This window comes from Agrobacterium vitis, from assembly GCF_013337045.2.
Taxonomy (GTDB): Bacteria; Pseudomonadota; Alphaproteobacteria; order Rhizobiales; family Rhizobiaceae; genus Allorhizobium; species Allorhizobium vitis_B.
In genome coordinates, this window is sequence record NZ_CP118260.1 from 1,128,182 (window position 1) to 1,147,840 (window position 19,659).

Here is a 19,659-nt window from a genome sequence, read left to right on the forward strand (position 1 = left end):
GCATGGCAGAGACAGAAAAATATGCCTTCAAGATGCAGCTCCATCCAGGCATGGAGGCCGAATATAAAAAGAGGCATGATGCAATCTGGCCGGAACTGGTGGCGTTGTTGCATGAGGCTGGCGTTAGTGATTATTCCATCCACCTCGACCGGGAAACTAACACGCTCTTCGGCCTGCTGACCCGGCGCAAAAGCCACGGCATGGCCGCGCTGCCTGAGCACCCGGTGATGCAGCGCTGGTGGGCGCATATGGGTGATATCATGGCGACCAATCCGGATGGATCGCCGGTGGCTGTCGATCTCGTGCCGGTATTTTACATGTTATGAGTGTTTTACATGCCATGAGCAGGATATCCGAAACCGTCGCCGTGATCGATATTGGCAAGACCAATGCCAAGGTCGTCGTCTTGCAGGCCTCGACGGGCATGGAACTTGGCTGTCGGCGTATGCCTAATACAGTTGTCGGGGAGGGGCCTTATCCGCATTTCGATACGGACAAGTTGTGGTCCTTCATCCTGAACGCTTTGAAAACTTTCGCCGCCGGGCCTGGTTTCGATGCAATTTCCATCACCACCCATGGCGCAAGTGCTGCTTTGCTTGACGGTGACGGTGAACTGGCAATGCCGGTGCTGGATTACGAATACCGCTATCCTGAAGCTATCACTCTTGCCTATGATGCTTTGCGGCCGAGTTTTGATGAAACATTTTCACCGCGCCTGCCGGGCGGTCTCAATCTCGGCGCCCAGTTGCACTACCAGAAAACTACCTTTCCCGCGCTTTTTGCCAGGGTTGCGACCATTGTCACCTATCCGCAATATTGGGCTTTCAGACTGACCGGCGTGGCGGCGAATGAGGCGACTTCGCTGGGATGTCATACGGATTTATGGCGGCCGCAGCGGGGCTGTTATTCAAGCCTGGTTGAGCGATTGGAGCTTGGTCCCTATCTCGCTCCCTTGTGTTCGGCTTTCGACGTTTTGGGGGATGTCACGCAATCTGTGGCCGAACAGATAGGGCTCTCCCGCTCTATTCCTGTCTATTGTGGCATTCATGATAGCAATGCCTCGCTGCTGCCGCATCTGTTGCGGCGTGAAAAACCTTTCGCTGTGGTTTCCACCGGCACCTGGATCATTGGGTTTGCGGTCGGCAGCACGGTCGCGCATCTCGATCCGGTTCGCGATACCTTGGCCAATGTCGATGCGCATGGCCAGGCCGTACCCTCGTGCCGCTATATGGGGGGACGGGAATTCGAAATATTGATCCAGGGATTGGAGGCCCCGGATGAGGCTGAGATCGAGCGCGCGGCGGGGCAGGTAATAAGCGGTGATGTCATGCGCCTGCCAAGCGTGGTCGAGGGCTCCGGTCCTTATCCGACCCGAAACGGTGGATGGACGGTGGTGCCGGAAGGTGCGGCACAGCTCTATGCAGCGGCGAGCCTTTATACGGCGATGATGACGGCATCGTCGCTATCGTTGATCAGTGCGACAGGCCCTGTTATCGTCGAAGGGCCGTTTGCCAAAAACTGGCTCTACCTTCGTGCTCTTGCCGCCTGTACCGGGCGTGAGGTTGTGGTGGCTGAAGGTGGAACGCCGACGGGGACGGCGGAAGGGGCCGCGCTGTTGACAGGCATGGTGGTGCCGATGCCGGGTGAGATCCGTGTCCACCCGGATCAGCTTGATTTGAAAACGTATTTTCAGGATTTTCAGGAACGGTGCGGCATGGTCTTTCCTGAAGCCTCCACGCCAACGTGAAGTGCGGACGATTTTACCCGCTTGGTTTGCGTTTGTCGGCTTGTTAGACATACGGTGATGGTGGCGTGTTCCGATAGGAACCAGTCTCATCGTTATTTCAGCATGCAGATCGGAGACATCCTCATGAAATTCGTCAGTTTTACCCGGCTTGGCCGGGCAGGGTTCGGTGCGGTGGTCGGCGGTGGCATCGTCGATCTTACCGGTCGTCTCAGCTATGATTGCCTGACCCTGAAACAGGCGATCCTGGATGATCTCCTGGAAATCGCCGCCGACTATGCCGGAGACCGCAAACCGGAACTGGCATTTTCGGATGTTACTCTGCTGCCGGTCATTCCTGACCCGGCCAAGATCCTGTGCATCGGCGTCAACTATGTCGCCCATCGGGAAGAAACCAAGCGGCCTGAAGTTGGTCATCCAACCGTTTTCATCCGCTTTGCCGATAGCCAGATTGGCCATGGCCAACCGATGATTAAGCCGAGCCAGTCGGATTGCCTTGATTTCGAAGCGGAGCTTGCTGTGGTGATCGGGCGCGGTGGACGCGATATCACGGAGGAAGATGCCATGCAGCATATTGCCGGTTATTCCTGCTATCACGACGGTTCGGTGCGCGACTGGCAGCGCCATAGTTCACAATTTGCGCCGGGCAAGAATTTTCCAGCGACTGGCGCTTTCGGTCCGGCTCTGGTGACAGCGGATGAGGTGGAGGATTATACGCAGCTTTCCATCACGGGGCGCCTGAACGGCGAGATCGTTCAGCAGGCGACATTGGCCGACCTGATCTTCTCCATTCCTGCGCTGATTGCTTATCTTTCCGCCTTCACCCCCTTGTCGGCAGGCGATGTAATCGTCACCGGAACGCCTGGTGGCGTTGGCGAGAGACGCGAGCCGCCCTTGTACATGAAGGCGGGCGATGTGTTCGAAGTGGATATTCCTGGTGTTGGCTTGCTGGTCAACCCGGTGATCGGCGCGCTTTAAGGCGATGGCCTTTTCTGGGCGGGCTTTACTTACGCCCGCCTAGAACGGTTCTTTGCGGGGACGCATTTGCCGTTAAGCCGTGCCGCGATTGAGCGCGCAGGCCAGGTCTTCCGGCCCACAAAATGGAACGGAATTTTTTTCAATTTGTAAATCATCGTTAGAACAGAGCGGGGAGGCACGCTTTCCAGCCAGCCTTTCTGCGCTACATCATGTATTAAAGAAAGTTCGAATGTTTGTAACTGCCCCTTAATTCCTATTGGTTAAGCTAGGTCAGTGAAAGGGAATGGGGATATATGTTGATCAAGCTGCAAAACAGGATCTTGGAAAAGATCGCCAGAGGCGACCCCTTGGCAGAGACCGTTGATTTCCTCTGTTGGTCTGTTGAGGCGCTGATTGGTGATATTGTCTGTTCTGTTTTGACATTGGACGATATGGGGCGCCTTCAGCATCTTGCCGGTCCTTCCATTCCCGAGCATTATTCCCAGGCGATCAATGGTTTGGCCTGCGGTGAAGGTGTCGGTTCTTGCGGCACGGCGGCGTTTCGTGGTCGCCCTGTCCTGGTGACCGACATTGAGAACGATCCGTTCTGGGCTGAATTCAAGGGGCTTGCTTTACCACTGGGTTTTCTGGCGTGCTGGTCGACGCCGATTATTTCCGATGGCCGGGTATTGGGAACCTTCGCCTTCTATTTCCGCCAAAAGCGCGGTCCGAGCGAAATCGAGGAAGGCATTGTTTCTGCCTGCGTGCATCTTTGCGCAATTGGCTTGGAGCGCGAGTTGCGGGTGAAGGAGCGCAGACGGCTTGCCTATACCGACGTGCTGACGGGATTGCCAAATCGCACGGGCTTCAATGAAGCTGTGATCAATGAAGATGTGGAGCGCAATCCCTGGGGATTGCTGCTGGTGGATCTCGATAATCTCAAGCAGGTCAACGATACATTCGGCCACCAGGCCGGTGATGATCTGATCCGCACCGTTGGCATGCGCTTGAAAGCAATGACGGATTGCGACACCGCATTCCGGCTCGGTGGAGACGAGTTTGCTCTGATCGTTCGCGGGGTCGATTGTGTAGATCTCGGCTACCATGCGGCTCATGTCCTGGCTGTCCTGAAGGAACCCTGCATCTGCGCGGGCCAGACGGTTTATCCATCTGGAACCATTGGCGGAGCGGTTGCGCGTCATGGACAGAGCGTTGATGATGTACGCCAGAATGCCGATTTCGCTCTTTATGAAGCCAAGGAACGCTGCCGAGGGCAGTTTGTTGAATATTCGGTCGGTTCTGTTTCGACGATAGCCCGCCGGTTTCGCTCTTTCCAGCAGGTCAGCGAAGCATTGCGGGAACATCGGATCGAGACCTATTATCAGCCGGTGGTCGATCTTGCTTCTGGCTCCCTTGTCGGATTTGAGGCTCTCAGCCGGCTTGCCAGCCGTAACGGCGATATCATTTCCGCCTCGCATTTTCATGAAGCGACCAGCGATGTTCGTCTGGCCCGGGCATTGACGGCTTGCGTGTTGGAAAATGTGGCGCGGGATGCGCGCGATTGGCTGGACAGCGGACTTGAATTCGGCCGTATCGGTTTGAATGTATCGGCAGGCGATTTTCTGGACGGCTCCCTGACCGAGCGGATAGTCGGCGCAATGGACAAGGTTGGTGTCGGGGTAGATCGGATTGTCGTTGAATTGACGGAGTCGATTTATCTGGGCAGTCGCGAGCGCAATGTCGTGGACCAGATCAAGCAATTGCGTCAGGCAGGCATGCTTGTGGCTCTCGATGATTTCGGCACCGGTTTTGCGTCTTTGACGCATCTTCTGACCGTTCCGCTCGATATTATCAAAATCGATCGTTCCTTCATTGCCCGGTTGCTGGAGGAAGAGCCTGCATCGGTCATCGTCGGCGGGTTATTGTCTATTTCCGACCGTTTGAATTTTCGCGTCATCGCGGAGGGTATCGAAACACAGGAGCAGCGTGATTTGCTTTTGAGGCTGGGATGTGAAGAGGGGCAGGGCTATCTCTTTTCCAAGGCGGTGGACCGTAAGGAAGCGGCAGCCATGTTGCGACGCAAGTCTCTCGGTCAACGTCCATCGTCATTGCGCAGCTCTTTAAATGCACGCTTTTTCAATGACCTATCTGTCGATTCTCGTCAGCTTTGTCTGCCGATAAAACAGCCGGCTCGAACGCTTTAAGCAAACCGAGATAGGGCTTGTTGACGGGCGTGGCATAGGCATTGTTTTTAGCTGTCCGCAGTCCGAGGGAAATCAGGGCCTCCGCCTGCTTGACGGCACAAGCAACGCCATCGATGACCGGAATGCCGAATTCATTGCTCAAGGATTCCGTCAAATCGGCCATACCGGCACATCCGAGAATGATGGCTTCCGCATCGTCTTGCGCTAGCGCTCTGGCAATCTCCGCCCGCAGCCGCTCCCGTGCGTTCGAGGATGGATCTTCCAGAGAGAGAACCGGAATATCGGCGGCGCGCACTTTGCAGCGGTCGGATGCGCCATAACGGCGAACGAGATGTTCGATCGGTAACCGAGACCGTTCCATGGTCGTTACCACACTGAACTTCCGGGCAATGAAGCTGACCGTCGCAATCGCTGCCTCACAAATGCCGATGACGGGAATATTGGCCAATGCACGGGCGGCATCAAGGCCAGTATCATCGAAACAGGCGATAATGGCGGCATCTGCGCCCTGTTTTTCTCCGTCGGCGAGTTCCATCAGCAGACCGGGAACAGCTAGCGCCTCGTCATAATAACCCTCGATAGAAACCGGCCCCATCTGCGAGGTGCGCGGCAGGATTTCGGTTCCTGCATGGGCAACGCGGCGGGCGGCGTCCGCGGCCGTCGCTGTCATGCTGGCTGTTGTATTGGGATTGATAAGCAGAATGCGCATGAAAATCCGATCGAGGGTTGCCCACTCAGGCATGGCCACGAGGCCGGCTGACCCGGCGAATGAGGAAAATCGTCAGGGAAATGACCAGGAAGGAAAACACCGTTGTCACCGTACCCAACGCATAGAGAACCGGTGTGGTGACATTGGTCGTCATGCCGTAGATTTCCAGTGGCAGGGTGTTGAAGCTGCCGGATGTCATCAGCGTTCGGGCGAATTCGTCGTAGGAGAGCGAGAATCCAAACAGGCCGACACCGATCAGGCTGGGCGCGATCATCGGCAGCAACACGTAACGGAAGGTTTGCCAGGAGGATGCGCCAAGGTCGCGGGCGGCCTCTTCATAGGCAGGTGAAAAGCGGTTGAAGACAGCGAACATGATCAACACACCAAAGGGAAGGGTCCAGGTCAAATGCGCGCCGAAGGCGGAACTGTACCAGTTTGGCTGGAAGCCCAATTGCTGGAAGACGACCCCGATGCCGAGCGAAATGATGATCGACGGCACGACAAGACTGGCGACCGCGAGATAGAAGAGCACGGTCGCCCCATGGAATTTGCGGCGAAACGCCAGGCCTGCCAGCAGCGACACTAGCACGGTGACCACCATCACCATCACCCCAAGAGTGATCGAACGTTTGATGGCGCCGCCAAAATCGCCGACGGCCTGGGTTTCGAACAGATTGGCAAACCAATGCAGCGAAACACCATTGAGCGGAAAGGTCAGCCCGCCATTTTCTCCCTGGAACGACAGGATCAGGATCGCCGAGAGCGGGCCATACAAAAACAGCACGAACAGCGCAAAGAATATGGCGAGCAGATAGAATTCGCGGCTGCGTTTTTCCCGGACCATGGCTCAAAGCTCCTTGCGGATATCGACGATGCGCAAGATCCCCGCAACCATCAGCAGGACGAGGATCAGCAGCACCACGGCATTGGCGGCAGCGGCTGGATATTGCAGCAGCGACATCTGGTTTTTCATGATCAGCGCCACTGAGGCGCTCTGGCCGCCGGACATAACCTGCACCGTCGAAAAATCGGCCATGGTCAAGGTGACGACAAAAATCGTGCCGATAGCCATGCCGGGCTTGGCGAGCGGCAGTATGACATTGGTGAGGATTTGCAGGCTCGAAGCGCCCGCATCCCTTGCGGCTTCGACCAGTGCTTTGTCGATCCGCATCAACGTATTGAAGATCGGCGTGACCATGAACAGGGTGTAGAGATGCACCATGGCCAGCACCACGGCAAAGTCTGAATAAAGTAGCCATTCCAGCGGTTGGGGAATAATGCCGGTCCCGACCAGCGCCTGGTTGACCAATCCATTGCGGCCCAGAACAGGAATCCAGGAAATCATCCGGATGATGTTCGATGTGAGGAACGGTACGGTGCAGATCAGGAAAAGCACGCTCTGCATGGCGGCGCTACGGATGTGGAAGGCGAGGAAATAGGCGACCCAGAAACCGATGAATAGCGTCAGGAGCCAGACAATAGCAGCGAATTTCAGCGTGTTCAGATAGGTTTTCCAGGTGACCCAGGAGCCAAGCGTTTCCGCGTAGTTGAAGGTGACAAAACCGGGATACATCTGGGCGAAATCATAATCCCAAAAGCTGACAATGACGATCATCAGGATCGGCAACAGCAGGAAGCCACCGAGGATAAGAGCCAGGGGGGCTGCCTGGAGATAGGCCGTCAGCCAGGCAGGCACGCGGATTTCGCGCCTTGGCTTCGGCTCGCCGACGCCTATAAACCGCACTGTTGCCATCGCTCGTCTCCCTGTCGTCTTGGGGGCTGCCGTATGTCTTCCCCGCGAACGGGGAAGACTGTTTTCTATTGATATGATCAGGCGGCGATGAACTCGTTCCAGCGGCGAACCATGTAGCGGTCCTCGTCCATGACGGAGTTCCAGCAGGCAACCTTGCCCATGCGCTCTTCGAAGGAACCGCCGTCGCGTACAGCACCGGCCTTTTCCATCACCTTGCCTTCGGGAGACATGATGTCGCCCTGGGCGGGTTTGCCTTCGATCCAATAGCCCCATTCATCTGCGGACATGAAGTTCTTGGCGGTCTCCATGCAGGCGGAATAATAGCCCTGGCGGTTCAGGTAGCCGCCGACCCAGCCGGACGTGTACCAGTTGATATATTCATAGGCCGCATCGAGCTGCGCGCCCTTCAGATGCGCCGCAAGACCCAGTCCGCCGCCCCAGGCGCGGTAGCCTTCCTTCAACGGTTGATATTTGCAGGCGATGCCCTTGGAGCGGACAGCGGCAACGGCTGGCGACCACATGGACTGGATGACGACTTCGCCCGAGGCCATCAGGTTGACGCTTTCATCGAAGCTCTTCCAGAAGGCGCGGAACTGGCCGCTCTGCTTGGCCTTGATCAGGAAATCGATGGTCTTGTCGATCTCGGCTTTGGTCATGTTGCCCTTGTCGGCATATTTGATATTGCCCATGGCTTCCATGATCATCGCGGCATCCATGATGCCGATCGATGGAATGTTGAGGATCGAGGTCTTGCCCTTGAACGCTGGGTCCATGATATCGGCCCAGCTGGTGATGTCGCGGCCAACGAGATCGGGGCGAATGCCGAGCGTGTCGGCGTTGTAGATGGTCGGTACCATCGTCATCCACTCGGTCGGGGCCTTGGCGAAGGTTTTCGCGCCGGGCTTTTCGACGAAGCCGACGGTATGCGGGGCTGTACCCTGGGCAATGACGCTTTCCGGCTTCAGTTTGCCGTTGATGAACAGCGGTACGATCTTGTCGTAATATTTGAGCTTCTTGACTTCCATCGGTTGAAGCACGCCTGATGGGAAGACCTTCTTGGCGATCCAGTATTCGACATCGGCGATGTCATAGGAGTTCGGCTGGGTCACGGCGCGCTGGGCGGCGGCGTCGGAATCCGTTGCGGTCATTTCCAAGGTGATGCCGAGGTCGGCCTTGCACTTTTCGGCGATGGCATTGATGTTTGAAACGCCGGTGCCAAATTGACGAAGGGTGATCTTGGTCTGCGCCCAGATGGTCGGAAAACCGGTGATGGCGCCGGAACCGGCGGCAAGACCCGCTGCCGCAGCCCCCGTCTTCAAAAGCGAACGACGGGTCACGCCGGATTTTGGCTTTTTGGTATCAGTCATGGAAGTTCTCCTCTGGTTATTGGTTGGTTATTTCTGCGCCGGTTTGCCGAGAACGATAGCGTCATCCGCCTCCCAGCAAACGGCAATGGCTTCGCCTACCTTGACCGGATGCGCATGGAAGGCGGCATCGGTCAGGATGGCAGTAAAGTCTTCGATGCCCGCACCACTCAGCATCAGCTTCACGGTGGAACCTCGATATTCGACATTGGTGACAGAGCCGGTGAAGCCAAGGCCCGGGACTTGGCTCTGGCCGATCCGCACATGGTCGGTGCGCACCGCGATATCGGCGGGCTCGCCGATGACCGCTTTGCCGGTGGCCGCGAAATCTGCGCCGCCTGCGACTGATATCATCGCGATCTCATCGGCAACGCTGGTGACGCGGCCCGAAATGACATTGTGATCGCCCATGAAACGAGCGACGAAGGCTGAGGCCGGACGCTCGAATACGGTGCGGGGCGCGGCAGCCTGTTCGATACGGCCATCGTTCATAATCACGATCAGGTCGGCCAGCGCCATCGCCTCTTCCTGGCTATGGGTCACATGCACGAAGGTGATGCCAAGCGAGGTCTGGAGCTTCTTCAACTCGGCCCGCATGCGGATTTTCAAAAACGGATCGAGTGCTGACAGCGGTTCGTCCAGAAGAAGCGCTTCCGGGTCGGTAATCAAGGCGCGTGCCAGCGCTACACGCTGCTGCTGTCCACCGGAAAGCTGGGCAGGGCGGCGATCCGCATAGGCCTCTAATTGCATCAATTGCAGCATCTCCATCGCCTTGGCGCGGCGGGTGGCTTTGTCGATGCCCTTCATTTTCAAGCTGAACGCGACATTTTCGGTAAGGTCGAGATGCGGAAACAACGCATAGGACTGGAACATCATCGCCGTGCCGCGCGCAGCGGGCGCCAGATCGGTGATGTTGGTGTTGCCCAGCAGAATATCGCCTGTCGTGACGGTCTCGTGGCCGGCAATCATCCGCAACGTCGATGTCTTGCCGCAACCGGAAGGGCCGAGCAGGCAGCAATAGGTGCCGGCCGGAATTTTCAGACTGATGCTGTGAACGGCTGTTGTATGGCCGTAAACCTTGGTAACGGCGGCAATATCGATGGCGGCGGCTTGTTTCATGCTGCGATCCCTTGATGACCGCTGCTTTACATGCATCTTACGTGCCAGATGCTTGTGGCCTTTGGAAAACCCAGAAAATCCTGTCGGCTTCCACTGAATACCCATGGAATTTTCCGGGTCTTAATCAATGTTGCGCAAAAAGCGTGCGATTGTTTGCACTCAATGGTCAAATTGTACGCAATAGATTTCCTGCCTGTCAGCAATCCGTGACTTTCCGAGTTTGTCAGTTCGATGTACAAAGGCAGGCATCAGCACGGGTGACGCTATGAAGCTTGACGAAAAAATCAGTTTTAACGATTCAAATTTGGAAGACCGTGCGTTCACCATTCGCGAATCCTTGCGAAATGCGATTATCGACCGGCGTTTGACGCCTGGAACCAAGCTTTCCGAGGCGGAGGTTGGCCTTCTGTTTGATGTCAGTCGCACCGTTGTGCGCAGCGCTTTGCAAATGCTTGCATTCGAAGGACTGATAAAGACGGAACGAAATAGGGGTGCTTTTGTATCCAATCCGAGCCCTGAAGAGGCTGTGCAGGTGTTTGCTTGCCGCCGAATGATCGAGCCCGGTATCGTTCTGGCAGCTGTCGAGCGGCTGACGGAGGATGATCTGGTGGCATTTCGTGCCCAGTTGGAAGATGAGCAACGCCATCTGCACCAGCGTGGGCCTGCGGCGAGGCGCGCCGAGATAAAGGCCTCGGGCGATTTCCATCTGATGCTGGCCAAAGTTGCCGGCAATGCCATCCTGCAAAAATTTATGGATGAACTGGTGGCCAGATCATCGTTGGTCATCGCGCTTTATGGTGGTTCCGGGGCCTCTAGTTGCGGTCATAACGAGCATGAACAGATACTTGAGGCTCTCGCGCAGCGGGATGCCAGGCGTGCAAGTGCGCTGATGCTGCATCACATTGATCATATTGAAGCGGATCTGGATTTGCGGGTTCGGGAAGGTCTGGCATTGAAAGATGCGTTGGGGCTTTAGCGCCCTTTTGGCCTTTTTGTGGCCGATTTGTCAGGTTCAAGTCAGCGCTGAATGGTTCAGGTGCTAGTCAGGCAAGGATGCGAGTCGTAGATCTTGAATTTGGCATTGGAGAGAATAGTCTGTCCTGGGCAGCGATTCCACCGCCTGACAGATCATAGTAGTGCGGCGGGTTTTTGAAATGCTTTATCCAGTGAGGTTCGTCTATCGTCGGTCCTCGGTTAAATTCGGCAGTACGACCATGCGGTCATTTCAACTGTCCAGGTTGACGAGGCCCTATCTCGGCGACAAATACCGGTTTGAAATGGCGGCTCTGCCGAACAAGCGAATACCTGGATTGCAAATGCTCTGGGCGAGCCTTCAGCCTAAAGATGCGATTTATGTGTTTACCAAGCGGGCGGCGCTTTCCATTGGCGCTTCGGCGCTGGAAATTCTGCATGGCCGAAGCCGGGGCATATGTTTCGACTATGTCGATACGCCCCTGGACAAGATGGTTTTCAATCATGTCGATATGCATCTCGCCAGCTCACATATGGCGCGTGATGCAATGCGGGCCAGGCTGACAAACACGCCTGGTGCAAAAGGGCAGGTTGGACTGCTGCTGCATGGTGCCGATGAACGCATCTATGCCATGGGCAACCAGCACCGTAACGATTATCGCGCCGGTTATTTCGGCTTTCTGAAAAATACCGTCAGGACGCCTCAAATTGAAAAATCAGTTGATTTTCACGACGCGGCTTTCAGCGATTCCATGCGCCAGACCATTACGCGTATGGGTGACTACAGTTTGCATTACTGCATTCGCGCACCCCAGAAAGAGACGTTGGCGAGGTGTTATAAACCTTTTACCAAGGGTGTGATTGCGGCGGCCTGTGGTGCAAATGTGCTGGTGAATGCGGCTCAGGACGATGCTCTCGCATTTCTGGGTGAGGATTATCCCTATCTCGTCCAAGGAGATGGGGAGGACGAGATTATCGATGTTTTACAACGGGCGCGAAGCACCCATGGTAAAAATGATTGGCTGTGCGCCCGCCGCGCCATGGATAATCTCCTGAATCAAGTCAGCCCAAAAGCAATGGCCATGCAGATGGATGAAATATTTACGACTTTGCTGAGATAATAAAGTCTTGCTGGACCGGTTGGATGTGATCGGGATGATATGAAATTGTAATAACTGCTGGATGGTCTATATCTGGGATCGGCGGGGGTTTAAAATGGAGAATAAGCGTAAAGACCATCGGGGACGGACCTTACAAGCGGCACGCATTATCTTGAAAAATGGATTTTCGAGCTTTAGCTGCACCGTCAAGAATATTTCCTCCGGTGGCGCGAAACTGGCGGGCGATAATTTTGTCAATGTTCCCGATGAATTTGATTTGCTGTTGGATGGCGGTCGCAAGGTTCACTGCATCGTCCGGTGGCGGAAAATCACGGAAATTGGCGTGGAATTCGCCTGACAGGCACTCAGAAGCGTCCCCCAGGTGGAAAAGTTCAACACTAGGCCATGATTGAGTTCAACAGCAGTGCTGTCGATATTGCCCGCGAGCTGATTGGGGCTGAGCTTTTCGTGGAGGGTGTCGGCGGTATGATCGTCGAAACCGAGGCCTATGAGCGCAATGATCCGGCATCCCATAGCTTTCGGGGGCCCACACCGCGCAATAATGCGATGTTTGGTCAAGCCGGACACGTCTATGTCTACCGTTCCTACGGCATTCACTGGTGCTTGAATATTGTTTGCCGGCCCGGCAGTGCGGTTCTGATCCGGGCGCTCGCGCCAAGCCAGGGTGTGGAGGTCATGCAGGCGCGGCGTGGTAGCGTGGCGCCGCGTTTTCTATGCGCAGGTCCGGGCCGTCTGGCCCAGGCATTGGGCATCACCGCACAACACGATGGCCTGCCTCTCGCCTTGCCACCATTTCAGCTTCTGCCTGCCACGGTCCATCCAAGTGTGGCGATCGGTCCTCGCATTGGCATTACCAAAGCGGTCGATCACCCCTGGCGCTTCGGTTTGGCGGGGTCTAAATTTCTAAGCAAGCCTTTCCCGGCTGTCTTCTAGCGCCATATCCCGCAGACGGATTATGGTCCGCGTTGATGAGCATGCAAACGACTGGATAGGCCGATGGTGCTGGTACTGGATGCAGTAAAAAAAACATACCGCACATCGGAAGGTCCTTTGGAGGTTCTCAAAGGTGTCAGCCTGACCCTGGCCGCTGGGCGAACCATGGCTTTGACCGGGGAATCCGGCAGCGGAAAAAGCACATTGCTTCATCTGGCGGGCGGGCTGGACAGCGCCGATGCTGGAAAGCTTTGCGTGGACGGTGAAGATATCGATGCGCTCGATGATAAAGGTCGCGCCCGGTTGCGTCGTGGCACAGTCGGGTTGATTTTTCAGCAGTTCAATCTGATCCCCTCGCTGGATGTGCGGGCCAATCTGGCGTTCCACGCCCGGCTGGGTGAGCGTTACGATGGCCAATGGCAACAGGAATTGACGGAACGTTTGGGGCTTGCGGCGCTTCTGTCGCGCTATCCCGAGCAGCTATCCGGCGGCCAGCAACAGCGCGTCGCCATTGGTCGGACACTAGCTGTTCGGCCAAAACTGGTTCTGGCTGACGAGCCGACGGGCAATCTCGATGAAGAGACAGGCAACGCGGTTATGGCGTTGATGCTATCCCTGGTGCGGGAGACGGGTGCGGCCCTGTTGATGGTGACACATTCCCCCCGATTGGCGGCCATGCTGGATGAAAACCTGCATTTGCGTGCCGGGCGGGTGGCCTGATGCTGCGCACGGCTTTTCTGGCGTTGCTGTCGCATTGGCGGCGCAAGCCGCTTCAATTGGCGATGCTGCTTCTCGGTCTATCGCTGGCGACAGCACTTTGGTCGGGAGTGCAGGCTATCAATGCTGAGGCACGGGCCTCTTATGCGCGGGCCGCCGCCATGCTTGGGCAAAACCGCCTGTCGGATATCCAAAGCAAAGATGGCAGGCCCATCCCCATTTCGACCTATGTCGCGCTGCGGCGAGCGGGGCTGCTGGTTTCCCCGGTTGTTGAGGGGGAAATGCGACTTGGCACGTTTCGCCTGCGGTTGATCGGCATAGATCCGCTGACAATTCCATCGATGGCCCAGCCTGTCGATTTGCGCGGTGATGGCAATATCAATCGTTTCCTGCTTCCACCGGGGCAGATCGCGGTTTCGCAAGCCACCGCGGATGCCCTTCAGGGGCAATCGCTACCGCCACTTAATATCGTCAAGGATCTGCCTTTTGCGACCGGCTTTACCGATATCGGTCGGGCGCAGGCATTGTTGGCACAGCGGGATGGATTGACCCGGCTGATCGTCTCACCAGAACAGCCGATTTCGCAACAGCAACTGGCGGCATTGGCGCCTGATCTGCGCCTGAAATCTCCTGATGGCGAAGGAGATCTTGCGCGATTAACGGACAGTTTTCATCTCAACCTGACGGCCTTCGGACTGCTGTCCTTCGTTGTCGGCCTGTTCATCGTCTATGCGGCCGTGCGGCTGGCTTTCGAGCAGAGACGACCGACCTTTCGCACGCTTCGGTCTCTCGGTCTCTCGGCCAGCGCCTTGATGCTCCTGCTTTTCCTGGAACTGTTGGTCTTTGCATTGGCTGCGGGCGTCGCGGGCGTGGCACTTGGCTATGTCGTTGCCTCTGTCTTGCTGCCGGATGTGGCGCTGACCCTCAGGGGCCTTTACGGCGCCGATGTTCCCGGCACGCTGGCTTTTCGGCCCCAATGGTGGGCGACAGGGATTGGTATTGCGGTTGTCGGCACGCTGGCGTCCGCTGGGCAAAGTCTCTGGCAGGTCTGGCGCATGCCTCTGCTGGCCCCCGCCCAGCCACGCGCCTGGGCTTTAGCGTCGGAACGCGCCTGGTTTCTCCAGGCATTGGCTTCGTCAGTGCTATTTGCGGTAACGCTGATTTTGATGAAATTCGGTAATGGTCTTGTTGCCGGTTTTGCCACATTGGGAGCGCTCTTGCTGGCCTCGGCGCTTGCGCTTCCGGTCATTCTGGTGCCCGTGCTGCGGTTGATGCAGTCCCTAGCAAGGCGACCGGTTTGGCAATGGTTCTGGGCCGATACGCGCCAGCAACTGCCCAGCCTGTCGTTGGCTTTGATGGCGCTTCTTCTGGCGCTATCGGCCAATGTTGGGGTGGGAACCATGGTGTCAAGCTTTCGTCTAACCTTTGTCGGCTGGCTGGATCAAAGATTGGCCGCTGAGCTTTACGTGACGGCGCGCAACGATGACGAGGCCGAGCGTTTGCAGGCCTGGCTTGCCCCTCGGGTGAAGGCTGTGCTGCCGATCTGGAGTGCGCAGGGAGAGGTCGGCGGCAAAACCGTGATTATTCATGGCGTGGTCGATGATGCGACCTACCGTGATCATTGGCCGATGCTTGCCGCCACGCCGGATGTGTGGGACAAGCTGGCGCGGGGTGAGGGGGCGTTGATCAATGAACAGATGATGCGCCGCGAGGCCTTGGCGGTGGGTGATGAGATCACGCTGCCCGGTGGCTGGAAGACGCGTATTCTTGGTGTCTATTCCGATTACGGCAATCCCAATGAGGATGTGATCGTCACCCAATCGGAATTGGTCAGCCGTTTTTCCGATCTCTCGCGCTTGCGGTTCGGGCTGCGGGTGCAGCCGGAACAGACCGGTGCGCTGCGTGAGGCTTTGATGACCGAATTCGGCTTGCCGCCCGACAATGTCGTGGATCAGGCAGTGATCAAGGCGCGATCACTGGCGATTTTCGAAAAGACCTTCGCTGTTACAGCCGCTCTCAACGTGTTGACGTTGGGGGTCGCGGGACTTGCGATGTTTGCCAGCCTTATGACTCTATCAGGCATGCGGCTACCGCAGATCGCCCCCGTCTGGGCAATGGGTTTGACCCGTCGCGCGATAACCGGGTTGGAGCTTGCCCGCACCCTTATCCTTGCGGGCTTTACACTCGTTGCCGCGCTGCCGGTAGGACTTGGGCTGGCCTGGGTTCTGTTGGCCGTGGTCAATGTCGAGGCCTTCGGCTGGCGCTTGCCAATGCATGTATTTCCTGTCCAGTGGCTATGGTTGGTAGGGTTTGCACTGTTGGCTTCGTTGCTCTCGGCCCTCATCCCGCTTGCTGGCATTGCCCGATTGAAACCATCGGATTTGTTGAAAGTCTTTGCCAATGAGCGCTAATATCAGTCGGTTCATGGTTTTCGCTCTTGTGCTGCTGCTGGGTGGTCATCCGGTTTTTGCCCAGGGCTTTGCCGGTCTTGGTGCTAAGGCTGGCGACGGTTTCGCCTTGCCGCAGCCAGGCCGCGCGTTTGCTTTTCCAATGGACCACGGCCCGCACCCGGATTACCGGATCGAGTGGTGGTATGTGACGGCCAATCTGACCGGACCGGATGGACGCGATTACGGGGTTCAATGGACGCTGTTTCGTTCAGCATTGAAACCGGGCGAGGCAGAGGGTTGGAACAGCCCACAAATCTGGATGGGCCATGCGGCGTTGACCACGGCGGATCATCATTATGCTGCAGAAAAATTTGCGCGTGGAGGGATAGGCCAGGCGGGCGTGACGCTTGCGCCGTTTTCCGCCTGGATCGACGATTGGTCACTCATGGCAGGAGCACCGACCGGAAACACTGGCGATGCGCTGTCCTCCTTGACTATGAAGGCCAAGGGCGCCGATTTTTCCTACGATCTATCGCTGCATGCCACCGGTCCGCTGGTGGCGCAGGGAGATCATGGCTATTCGGTGAAATCTGCGGAAGGGCAGGCGAGCTATTATTATTCCCAACCCTTCTATTCGGTGAACGGTGTCTTGAATCTGCCGGATGGCCCTGTCGCCGTGACCGGTAAGGCCTGGCTGGACCGGGAATGGTCCTCCCAACCGCTCTCCGCCGACCAGAAAGGTTGGGATTGGTTCTCGCTCCACTTTGAGGACGGCGCAAAACTGATGGGCTATCATCTGCGCGGCAAGGGTGACGATTATACCGTCTCCACCTGGATCACGCCGCAGGGGGTGCCGGAGCCGATGCCACCTGGTGCCCTGAAGCTGACGGCGGTAAAGCAGGTTCAGGTTGCCGGCCGCAGCATGCCAGTGGAGTGGCAATTGGAACTACCTGAAAAAGCCATGTCGATCCGCACCACGCCCGTGAATGCGCAAAGCTGGATGCCCCTGACCTTTCCCTATTGGGAAGGTCCTATCCGCTTTTCGGGTAGTCATGCCGGTGCGGGCTATCTTGAAATGACCGGGTATTGAACCCAGACAGCCGTTTGTTCATATGGCATGCGCTTTGCTTTGCTGCATTTACAGTAGGTCGAGCGCCCGGCTCATGATAATCATGCGGTCGGAATGGCATGGACAGGCATATCGGGCATTTGCCCGCTTTGTCTGCAAGGAGAACGGTGATGGCATCTTATTCGATCATCCTTGGGCGGCAACGCCATGTATTCGACGATCTGAAAAGCCTGATGGCCTGCGCTTCCCCGCTAAAGTCCGGGGATCAATTGGCAGGGATTGCCGCAAGCAGCAATGAACGCCGGGTCGCGGCCCGCTATGTACTTGCCGATCTTCCTTTGAAGACTTTTCTTCAGGATATGCTGATCCCCTATGAGATCGACGAGGTTACCCGGCTGATCGTCGATAGCCACGACGTCGCAGCGTTTGCGCCTGTCTCCCATATGACTGTTGGTCAATTTCGTGACTGGCTGCTGTCTTATGAGGCAACGAGCGAAGTTTTGGCAGCGCTTGCCCCCGGTCTGACACCGGAAATGGTGGCGGCTGTTTCCAAGCTGATGCGTAATCACGATCTGATTACAGTTGCGGCGAAATGCAGCGTTATCACCGCATTTCGCTCGACAATCGGGCTTTCGGGTCGGCTTTCCAGCCGGTTGCAGCCCAACCATCCGACCGATGACCCGGAAGGGGTGGCCGGCTCGACCTTGGACGGCCTACTCTATGGCGTTGGCGATGCAGTAATCGGCATCAATCCGGCCAGTGATAATCTCGAAGCCTGTACAAGGTTGATGCATCTGTTCGACAAACTCAGGGATCGTTTCGAAATACCGACACAGTCCTGTGTCCTGACCCATGTGACAACCTCGATCCAGGCGATCGAGGCAGGCGCGCCGCTCGATCTCGTCTTTCAGTCCGTTGCGGGAACGCAGGCCGCTAACAAGGGTTTTGGCGTCGATCTCGCGGTTTTACGTGAGGGGCGCCAGGCGGCGTTGTCGTTGAAACGTGGCACCGTTGGCGACAATGTCATGTATCTTGAGACCGGGCAGGGCAGCGCGTTGTCGGCTGATGCCCATCACGGCGTCGATGAACAGACGCTGGAGGTTCGGGCCTATGCCGTGGCGCGGGAGGTCAAGCCGCTGCTGGTCAATACGGTCGTCGGCTTCATTGGGCCGGAATATCTTTATGATGCCAAGCAGATTATCCGCGCCGGACTGGAAGATCATTTCTGTGGCAAATTGCTGGGCGTGCCGATGGGCGTCGATGTCTGTTATACCAACCATGCCGAAGCTGATCAGGACGACATGGACAACCTGATGGTGCTCCTGACCGTGGCAGGGGTGAATTTCCTGATTGCCGTGCCGGGTGCAGACGATGTCATGCTCAATTATCAAAGCCTGTCCTATCATGATATTGTCGGTCTTCGTCACCAGTTCAACCGTCCGCCCGCGCCAGAGTTCGAAGCGTGGCTGAAGCGGATGGGGATGATCGATCGGTCCGGTCGATTGGCGCCATTGCCCCAGTCCAACGCATTTTCCCGCAACCTTCTGTCTTACAAGGCATCGGCATGAGCAATTCCGTCGATTTCGACCCGTTTGCAAGGTTTCGCAGCGCCACTCGGGCGCGCATTGGACTTGGCCGGGCAGGCGATGCGATGCCAACACAGGCGGTGCTGGAATTTCAACTGGCCCATGCCAGGGCGCGTGATGCCGTCCACGGGGAAGTGGATTTCGAGAAATTGGCCACCGCGCTTGCTCCCATTGAAACAGTGCTAGTCCACTCACTGGCAAAAGATCGAGCGACCTACCTGACCCGCCCTGATCTTGGGCGCATGCCGGATAGCCATGACCTTCCGGCACCGGGCAAGACCTACGAAATCGCCTTCATCATTGCCGATGGCCTTTCGGCAGCGGCGGTGGAGCGCCATGCGGTTTCGGTCTATGAGGCGACTGTGCGCCGGCTCGGAGGGTTTTCAGTCGCCCCGGTCGTCCTTGGAAAACAAGCGCGTGTCGCTTTTGGCGATGAAGCCGCGGCGGCCTTCGGCGCGCAAGTGGCTATTGTCCTGATTGGAGAGCGGCCCGGTCTCAGCGTTCCCGATAGTCTTGGCGCCTATATCACCTTTGCGCCGCGTAAAGGACGACGCGATAGTGAGCGCAACTGCATTTCCAATATTCATGACGACGGATTGACTTACGAAACGGCGGCGGAAAAGATTTCCTGGCTGGTGAAGGAAGCCTTACGGTTGAAACTCTCAGGTGTGGGCCTGAAGGAAAATGCAACGGATGGGATCTCACTCCCGCATAACGTGAAATCTTTGTCCTAAGTAACTGTTAATAAATAATTTTAATCTCTGACCGATTTGGTCGGCTAAGCTTTTCTTCAGCTTCCGGCGCCGACTTGACGCGACTCACTGTATGCGGCACATTTACGATGAAACGTTCGATATGTCTGCTGTTGCCGTAACAAGCTGTGTATGCTGTTAGTTTTCCGCTGGTGCGTATATCATTCCAGAAGAGAATCAGTCATTTTGCGCGGTGACGAAAGTTTAGGCGTATGCAAGCGTTGAATGGTCAAACCGTTCGAAGCTAAGGCACGCGCTTTACCGGGAGA

At 56.7% G+C, this 19,659-nt stretch carries 18 protein-coding genes; 13 read left to right on the forward strand and 5 right to left on the reverse strand.

The features are described 5' to 3' along the window. The first annotated feature begins 2 nt into the window (after positions 1-2). The 4 genes from rhaM to G6L01_RS22855 all read left to right on the forward strand — a co-directional run bounded on the left by rhaM (position 3) and on the right by G6L01_RS22855 (position 4,905). Positions 3-326: an L-rhamnose mutarotase gene (gene rhaM / locus G6L01_RS22840; protein WP_070163350.1), complete on the forward strand. Its 324-nt coding sequence runs from the start codon at positions 3-5 to the stop codon at positions 324-326. A gap of 14 nt (positions 327-340) precedes the next feature. Further along, entirely contained in the window at positions 341-1,747 is a 1,407-nt protein-coding gene (locus G6L01_RS22845; protein WP_070163351.1) for an FGGY-family carbohydrate kinase, read from the forward strand. Positions 1,748-1,870: 123 nt separating this feature from the next. Continuing rightward, complete coding sequence (locus tag G6L01_RS22850; protein ID WP_070163352.1) at positions 1,871-2,722, forward strand: fumarylacetoacetate hydrolase family protein; 852 nt, start codon at positions 1,871-1,873, stop codon at positions 2,720-2,722. Positions 2,723-3,015: 293 nt separating this feature from the next. Next, positions 3,016-4,905: a putative bifunctional diguanylate cyclase/phosphodiesterase gene (locus G6L01_RS22855; RefSeq protein WP_070163353.1), complete on the forward strand. Its 1,890-nt coding sequence runs from the start codon at positions 3,016-3,018 to the stop codon at positions 4,903-4,905. Here G6L01_RS22855 and G6L01_RS22860 read toward each other — a convergent pair. The 5 genes from G6L01_RS22860 to G6L01_RS22880 form a co-directional block, all read right to left on the reverse strand. Beyond that, on the reverse strand, positions 4,838-5,614 hold the full coding sequence (locus tag G6L01_RS22860) for an aspartate/glutamate racemase family protein (RefSeq protein WP_070163502.1): 777 nt from the start codon (positions 5,612-5,614) through the stop codon (positions 4,838-4,840). The two genes, G6L01_RS22855 and G6L01_RS22860, sit on opposite strands and share 68 nt — an antisense overlap. A 25-nt stretch (positions 5,615-5,639) precedes the next feature. After that, positions 5,640-6,458: an ABC transporter permease gene (locus G6L01_RS22865; protein WP_070163354.1), complete on the reverse strand. Its 819-nt coding sequence runs from the start codon at positions 6,456-6,458 to the stop codon at positions 5,640-5,642. Positions 6,459-6,461: 3 nt separating this feature from the next. Further along, positions 6,462-7,367, reverse strand: a complete 906-nt coding sequence (locus tag G6L01_RS22870) for an ABC transporter permease (protein WP_070163355.1) — start codon at positions 7,365-7,367, stop codon at positions 6,462-6,464. A 77-nt stretch (positions 7,368-7,444) separates the two neighbouring features. After that, positions 7,445-8,734 (reverse strand): ABC transporter substrate-binding protein, encoded by a 1,290-nt coding sequence (locus tag G6L01_RS22875; protein ID WP_070163356.1) that lies wholly within the window; start codon positions 8,732-8,734, stop codon positions 7,445-7,447. Between the two features lie 27 nt (positions 8,735-8,761). Next, positions 8,762-9,850, reverse strand: a complete 1,089-nt coding sequence (locus G6L01_RS22880; RefSeq protein ID WP_070163503.1) for an ABC transporter ATP-binding protein — start codon at positions 9,848-9,850, stop codon at positions 8,762-8,764. Between the two features lie 265 nt (positions 9,851-10,115). Here G6L01_RS22880 and G6L01_RS22885 point away from each other — a divergent pair, with 265 nt between their 5' ends. From G6L01_RS22885 to eutC, 9 genes are all read left to right on the forward strand, one after another. Continuing rightward, positions 10,116-10,826 carry a GntR family transcriptional regulator gene (locus tag G6L01_RS22885; RefSeq protein WP_070163357.1) on the forward strand — a complete coding sequence of 237 codons (711 nt, stop codon included), beginning with the start codon at positions 10,116-10,118 and terminating at the stop codon, positions 10,824-10,826. Between the two features lie 178 nt (positions 10,827-11,004). Next, positions 11,005-11,943 (forward strand): hypothetical protein, encoded by a 939-nt coding sequence (locus tag G6L01_RS22890; RefSeq protein WP_070163358.1) that lies wholly within the window; start codon positions 11,005-11,007, stop codon positions 11,941-11,943. A gap of 61 nt (positions 11,944-12,004) precedes the next feature. After that, a complete protein-coding gene (locus tag G6L01_RS22895) occupies positions 12,005-12,280 on the forward strand; it encodes a PilZ domain-containing protein (RefSeq protein WP_081343937.1) in 276 nt (91 codons plus the stop codon). 47 nt (positions 12,281-12,327) lie between these two features. Beyond that, on the forward strand, positions 12,328-12,876 hold the full coding sequence (locus G6L01_RS22900; protein WP_070163359.1) for a DNA-3-methyladenine glycosylase: 549 nt from the start codon (positions 12,328-12,330) through the stop codon (positions 12,874-12,876). A gap of 63 nt (positions 12,877-12,939) precedes the next feature. Continuing rightward, a complete protein-coding gene (locus tag G6L01_RS22905; protein ID WP_070163360.1) occupies positions 12,940-13,596 on the forward strand; it encodes an ABC transporter ATP-binding protein in 657 nt (218 codons plus the stop codon). Continuing rightward, positions 13,596-16,004 carry an ABC transporter permease gene (locus G6L01_RS22910; RefSeq protein ID WP_139190065.1) on the forward strand — a complete coding sequence of 803 codons (2,409 nt, stop codon included), beginning with the start codon at positions 13,596-13,598 and terminating at the stop codon, positions 16,002-16,004. The genes G6L01_RS22905 and G6L01_RS22910 overlap by 1 nt, the downstream gene beginning before the upstream one ends. Then, entirely contained in the window at positions 15,994-17,073 is a 1,080-nt protein-coding gene (locus G6L01_RS22915; protein ID WP_070163361.1) for a lipocalin-like domain-containing protein, read from the forward strand. The genes G6L01_RS22910 and G6L01_RS22915 overlap by 11 nt, the downstream gene beginning before the upstream one ends. A gap of 149 nt (positions 17,074-17,222) precedes the next feature. Further along, positions 17,223-18,620 carry an ethanolamine ammonia-lyase subunit EutB gene (locus G6L01_RS22920; RefSeq protein WP_139190066.1) on the forward strand — a complete coding sequence of 466 codons (1,398 nt, stop codon included), beginning with the start codon at positions 17,223-17,225 and terminating at the stop codon, positions 18,618-18,620. Beyond that, a complete protein-coding gene (eutC, locus tag G6L01_RS22925) occupies positions 18,617-19,372 on the forward strand; it encodes an ethanolamine ammonia-lyase subunit EutC (RefSeq protein WP_071205603.1) in 756 nt (251 codons plus the stop codon). The genes G6L01_RS22920 and eutC overlap by 4 nt, the downstream gene beginning before the upstream one ends. Positions 19,373-19,659: the final 287 nt, after the last annotated feature.

Coding starts and splice junctions, on each gene's coding strand:
- G6L01_RS22875 (WP_070163356.1), bottom strand. CDS start 8,734: ATGACTGATACCAAAAAGCCAAAATCCGGCGTGACCCGTCGTTCGCTT.
- G6L01_RS22850 (WP_070163352.1), top strand. CDS start 1,871: ATGAAATTCGTCAGTTTTACCCGGCTTGGCCGGGCAGGGTTCGGTGCG.
- G6L01_RS22900 (WP_070163359.1), top strand. CDS start 12,328: ATGATTGAGTTCAACAGCAGTGCTGTCGATATTGCCCGCGAGCTGATT.
- rhaM (WP_070163350.1), top strand. CDS start 3: ATGGCAGAGACAGAAAAATATGCCTTCAAGATGCAGCTCCATCCAGGC.
- eutC (WP_071205603.1), top strand. CDS start 18,617: ATGAGCAATTCCGTCGATTTCGACCCGTTTGCAAGGTTTCGCAGCGCC.
- G6L01_RS22895 (WP_081343937.1), top strand. CDS start 12,005: ATGGTCTATATCTGGGATCGGCGGGGGTTTAAAATGGAGAATAAGCGT.
- G6L01_RS22885 (WP_070163357.1), top strand. CDS start 10,116: ATGAAGCTTGACGAAAAAATCAGTTTTAACGATTCAAATTTGGAAGAC.
- G6L01_RS22855 (WP_070163353.1), top strand. CDS start 3,016: ATGTTGATCAAGCTGCAAAACAGGATCTTGGAAAAGATCGCCAGAGGC.
- G6L01_RS22865 (WP_070163354.1), bottom strand. CDS start 6,458: ATGGTCCGGGAAAAACGCAGCCGCGAATTCTATCTGCTCGCCATATTC.
- G6L01_RS22920 (WP_139190066.1), top strand. CDS start 17,223: ATGGCATCTTATTCGATCATCCTTGGGCGGCAACGCCATGTATTCGAC.
- G6L01_RS22890 (WP_070163358.1), top strand. CDS start 11,005: ATGCTTTATCCAGTGAGGTTCGTCTATCGTCGGTCCTCGGTTAAATTC.
- G6L01_RS22860 (WP_070163502.1), bottom strand. CDS start 5,614: ATGCGCATTCTGCTTATCAATCCCAATACAACAGCCAGCATGACAGCG.
- G6L01_RS22880 (WP_070163503.1), bottom strand. CDS start 9,850: ATGAAACAAGCCGCCGCCATCGATATTGCCGCCGTTACCAAGGTTTAC.
- G6L01_RS22870 (WP_070163355.1), bottom strand. CDS start 7,367: ATGGCAACAGTGCGGTTTATAGGCGTCGGCGAGCCGAAGCCAAGGCGC.
- G6L01_RS22905 (WP_070163360.1), top strand. CDS start 12,940: ATGGTGCTGGTACTGGATGCAGTAAAAAAAACATACCGCACATCGGAA.
- G6L01_RS22845 (WP_070163351.1), top strand. CDS start 341: ATGAGCAGGATATCCGAAACCGTCGCCGTGATCGATATTGGCAAGACC.
- G6L01_RS22910 (WP_139190065.1), top strand. CDS start 13,596: ATGCTGCGCACGGCTTTTCTGGCGTTGCTGTCGCATTGGCGGCGCAAG.
- G6L01_RS22915 (WP_070163361.1), top strand. CDS start 15,994: ATGAGCGCTAATATCAGTCGGTTCATGGTTTTCGCTCTTGTGCTGCTG.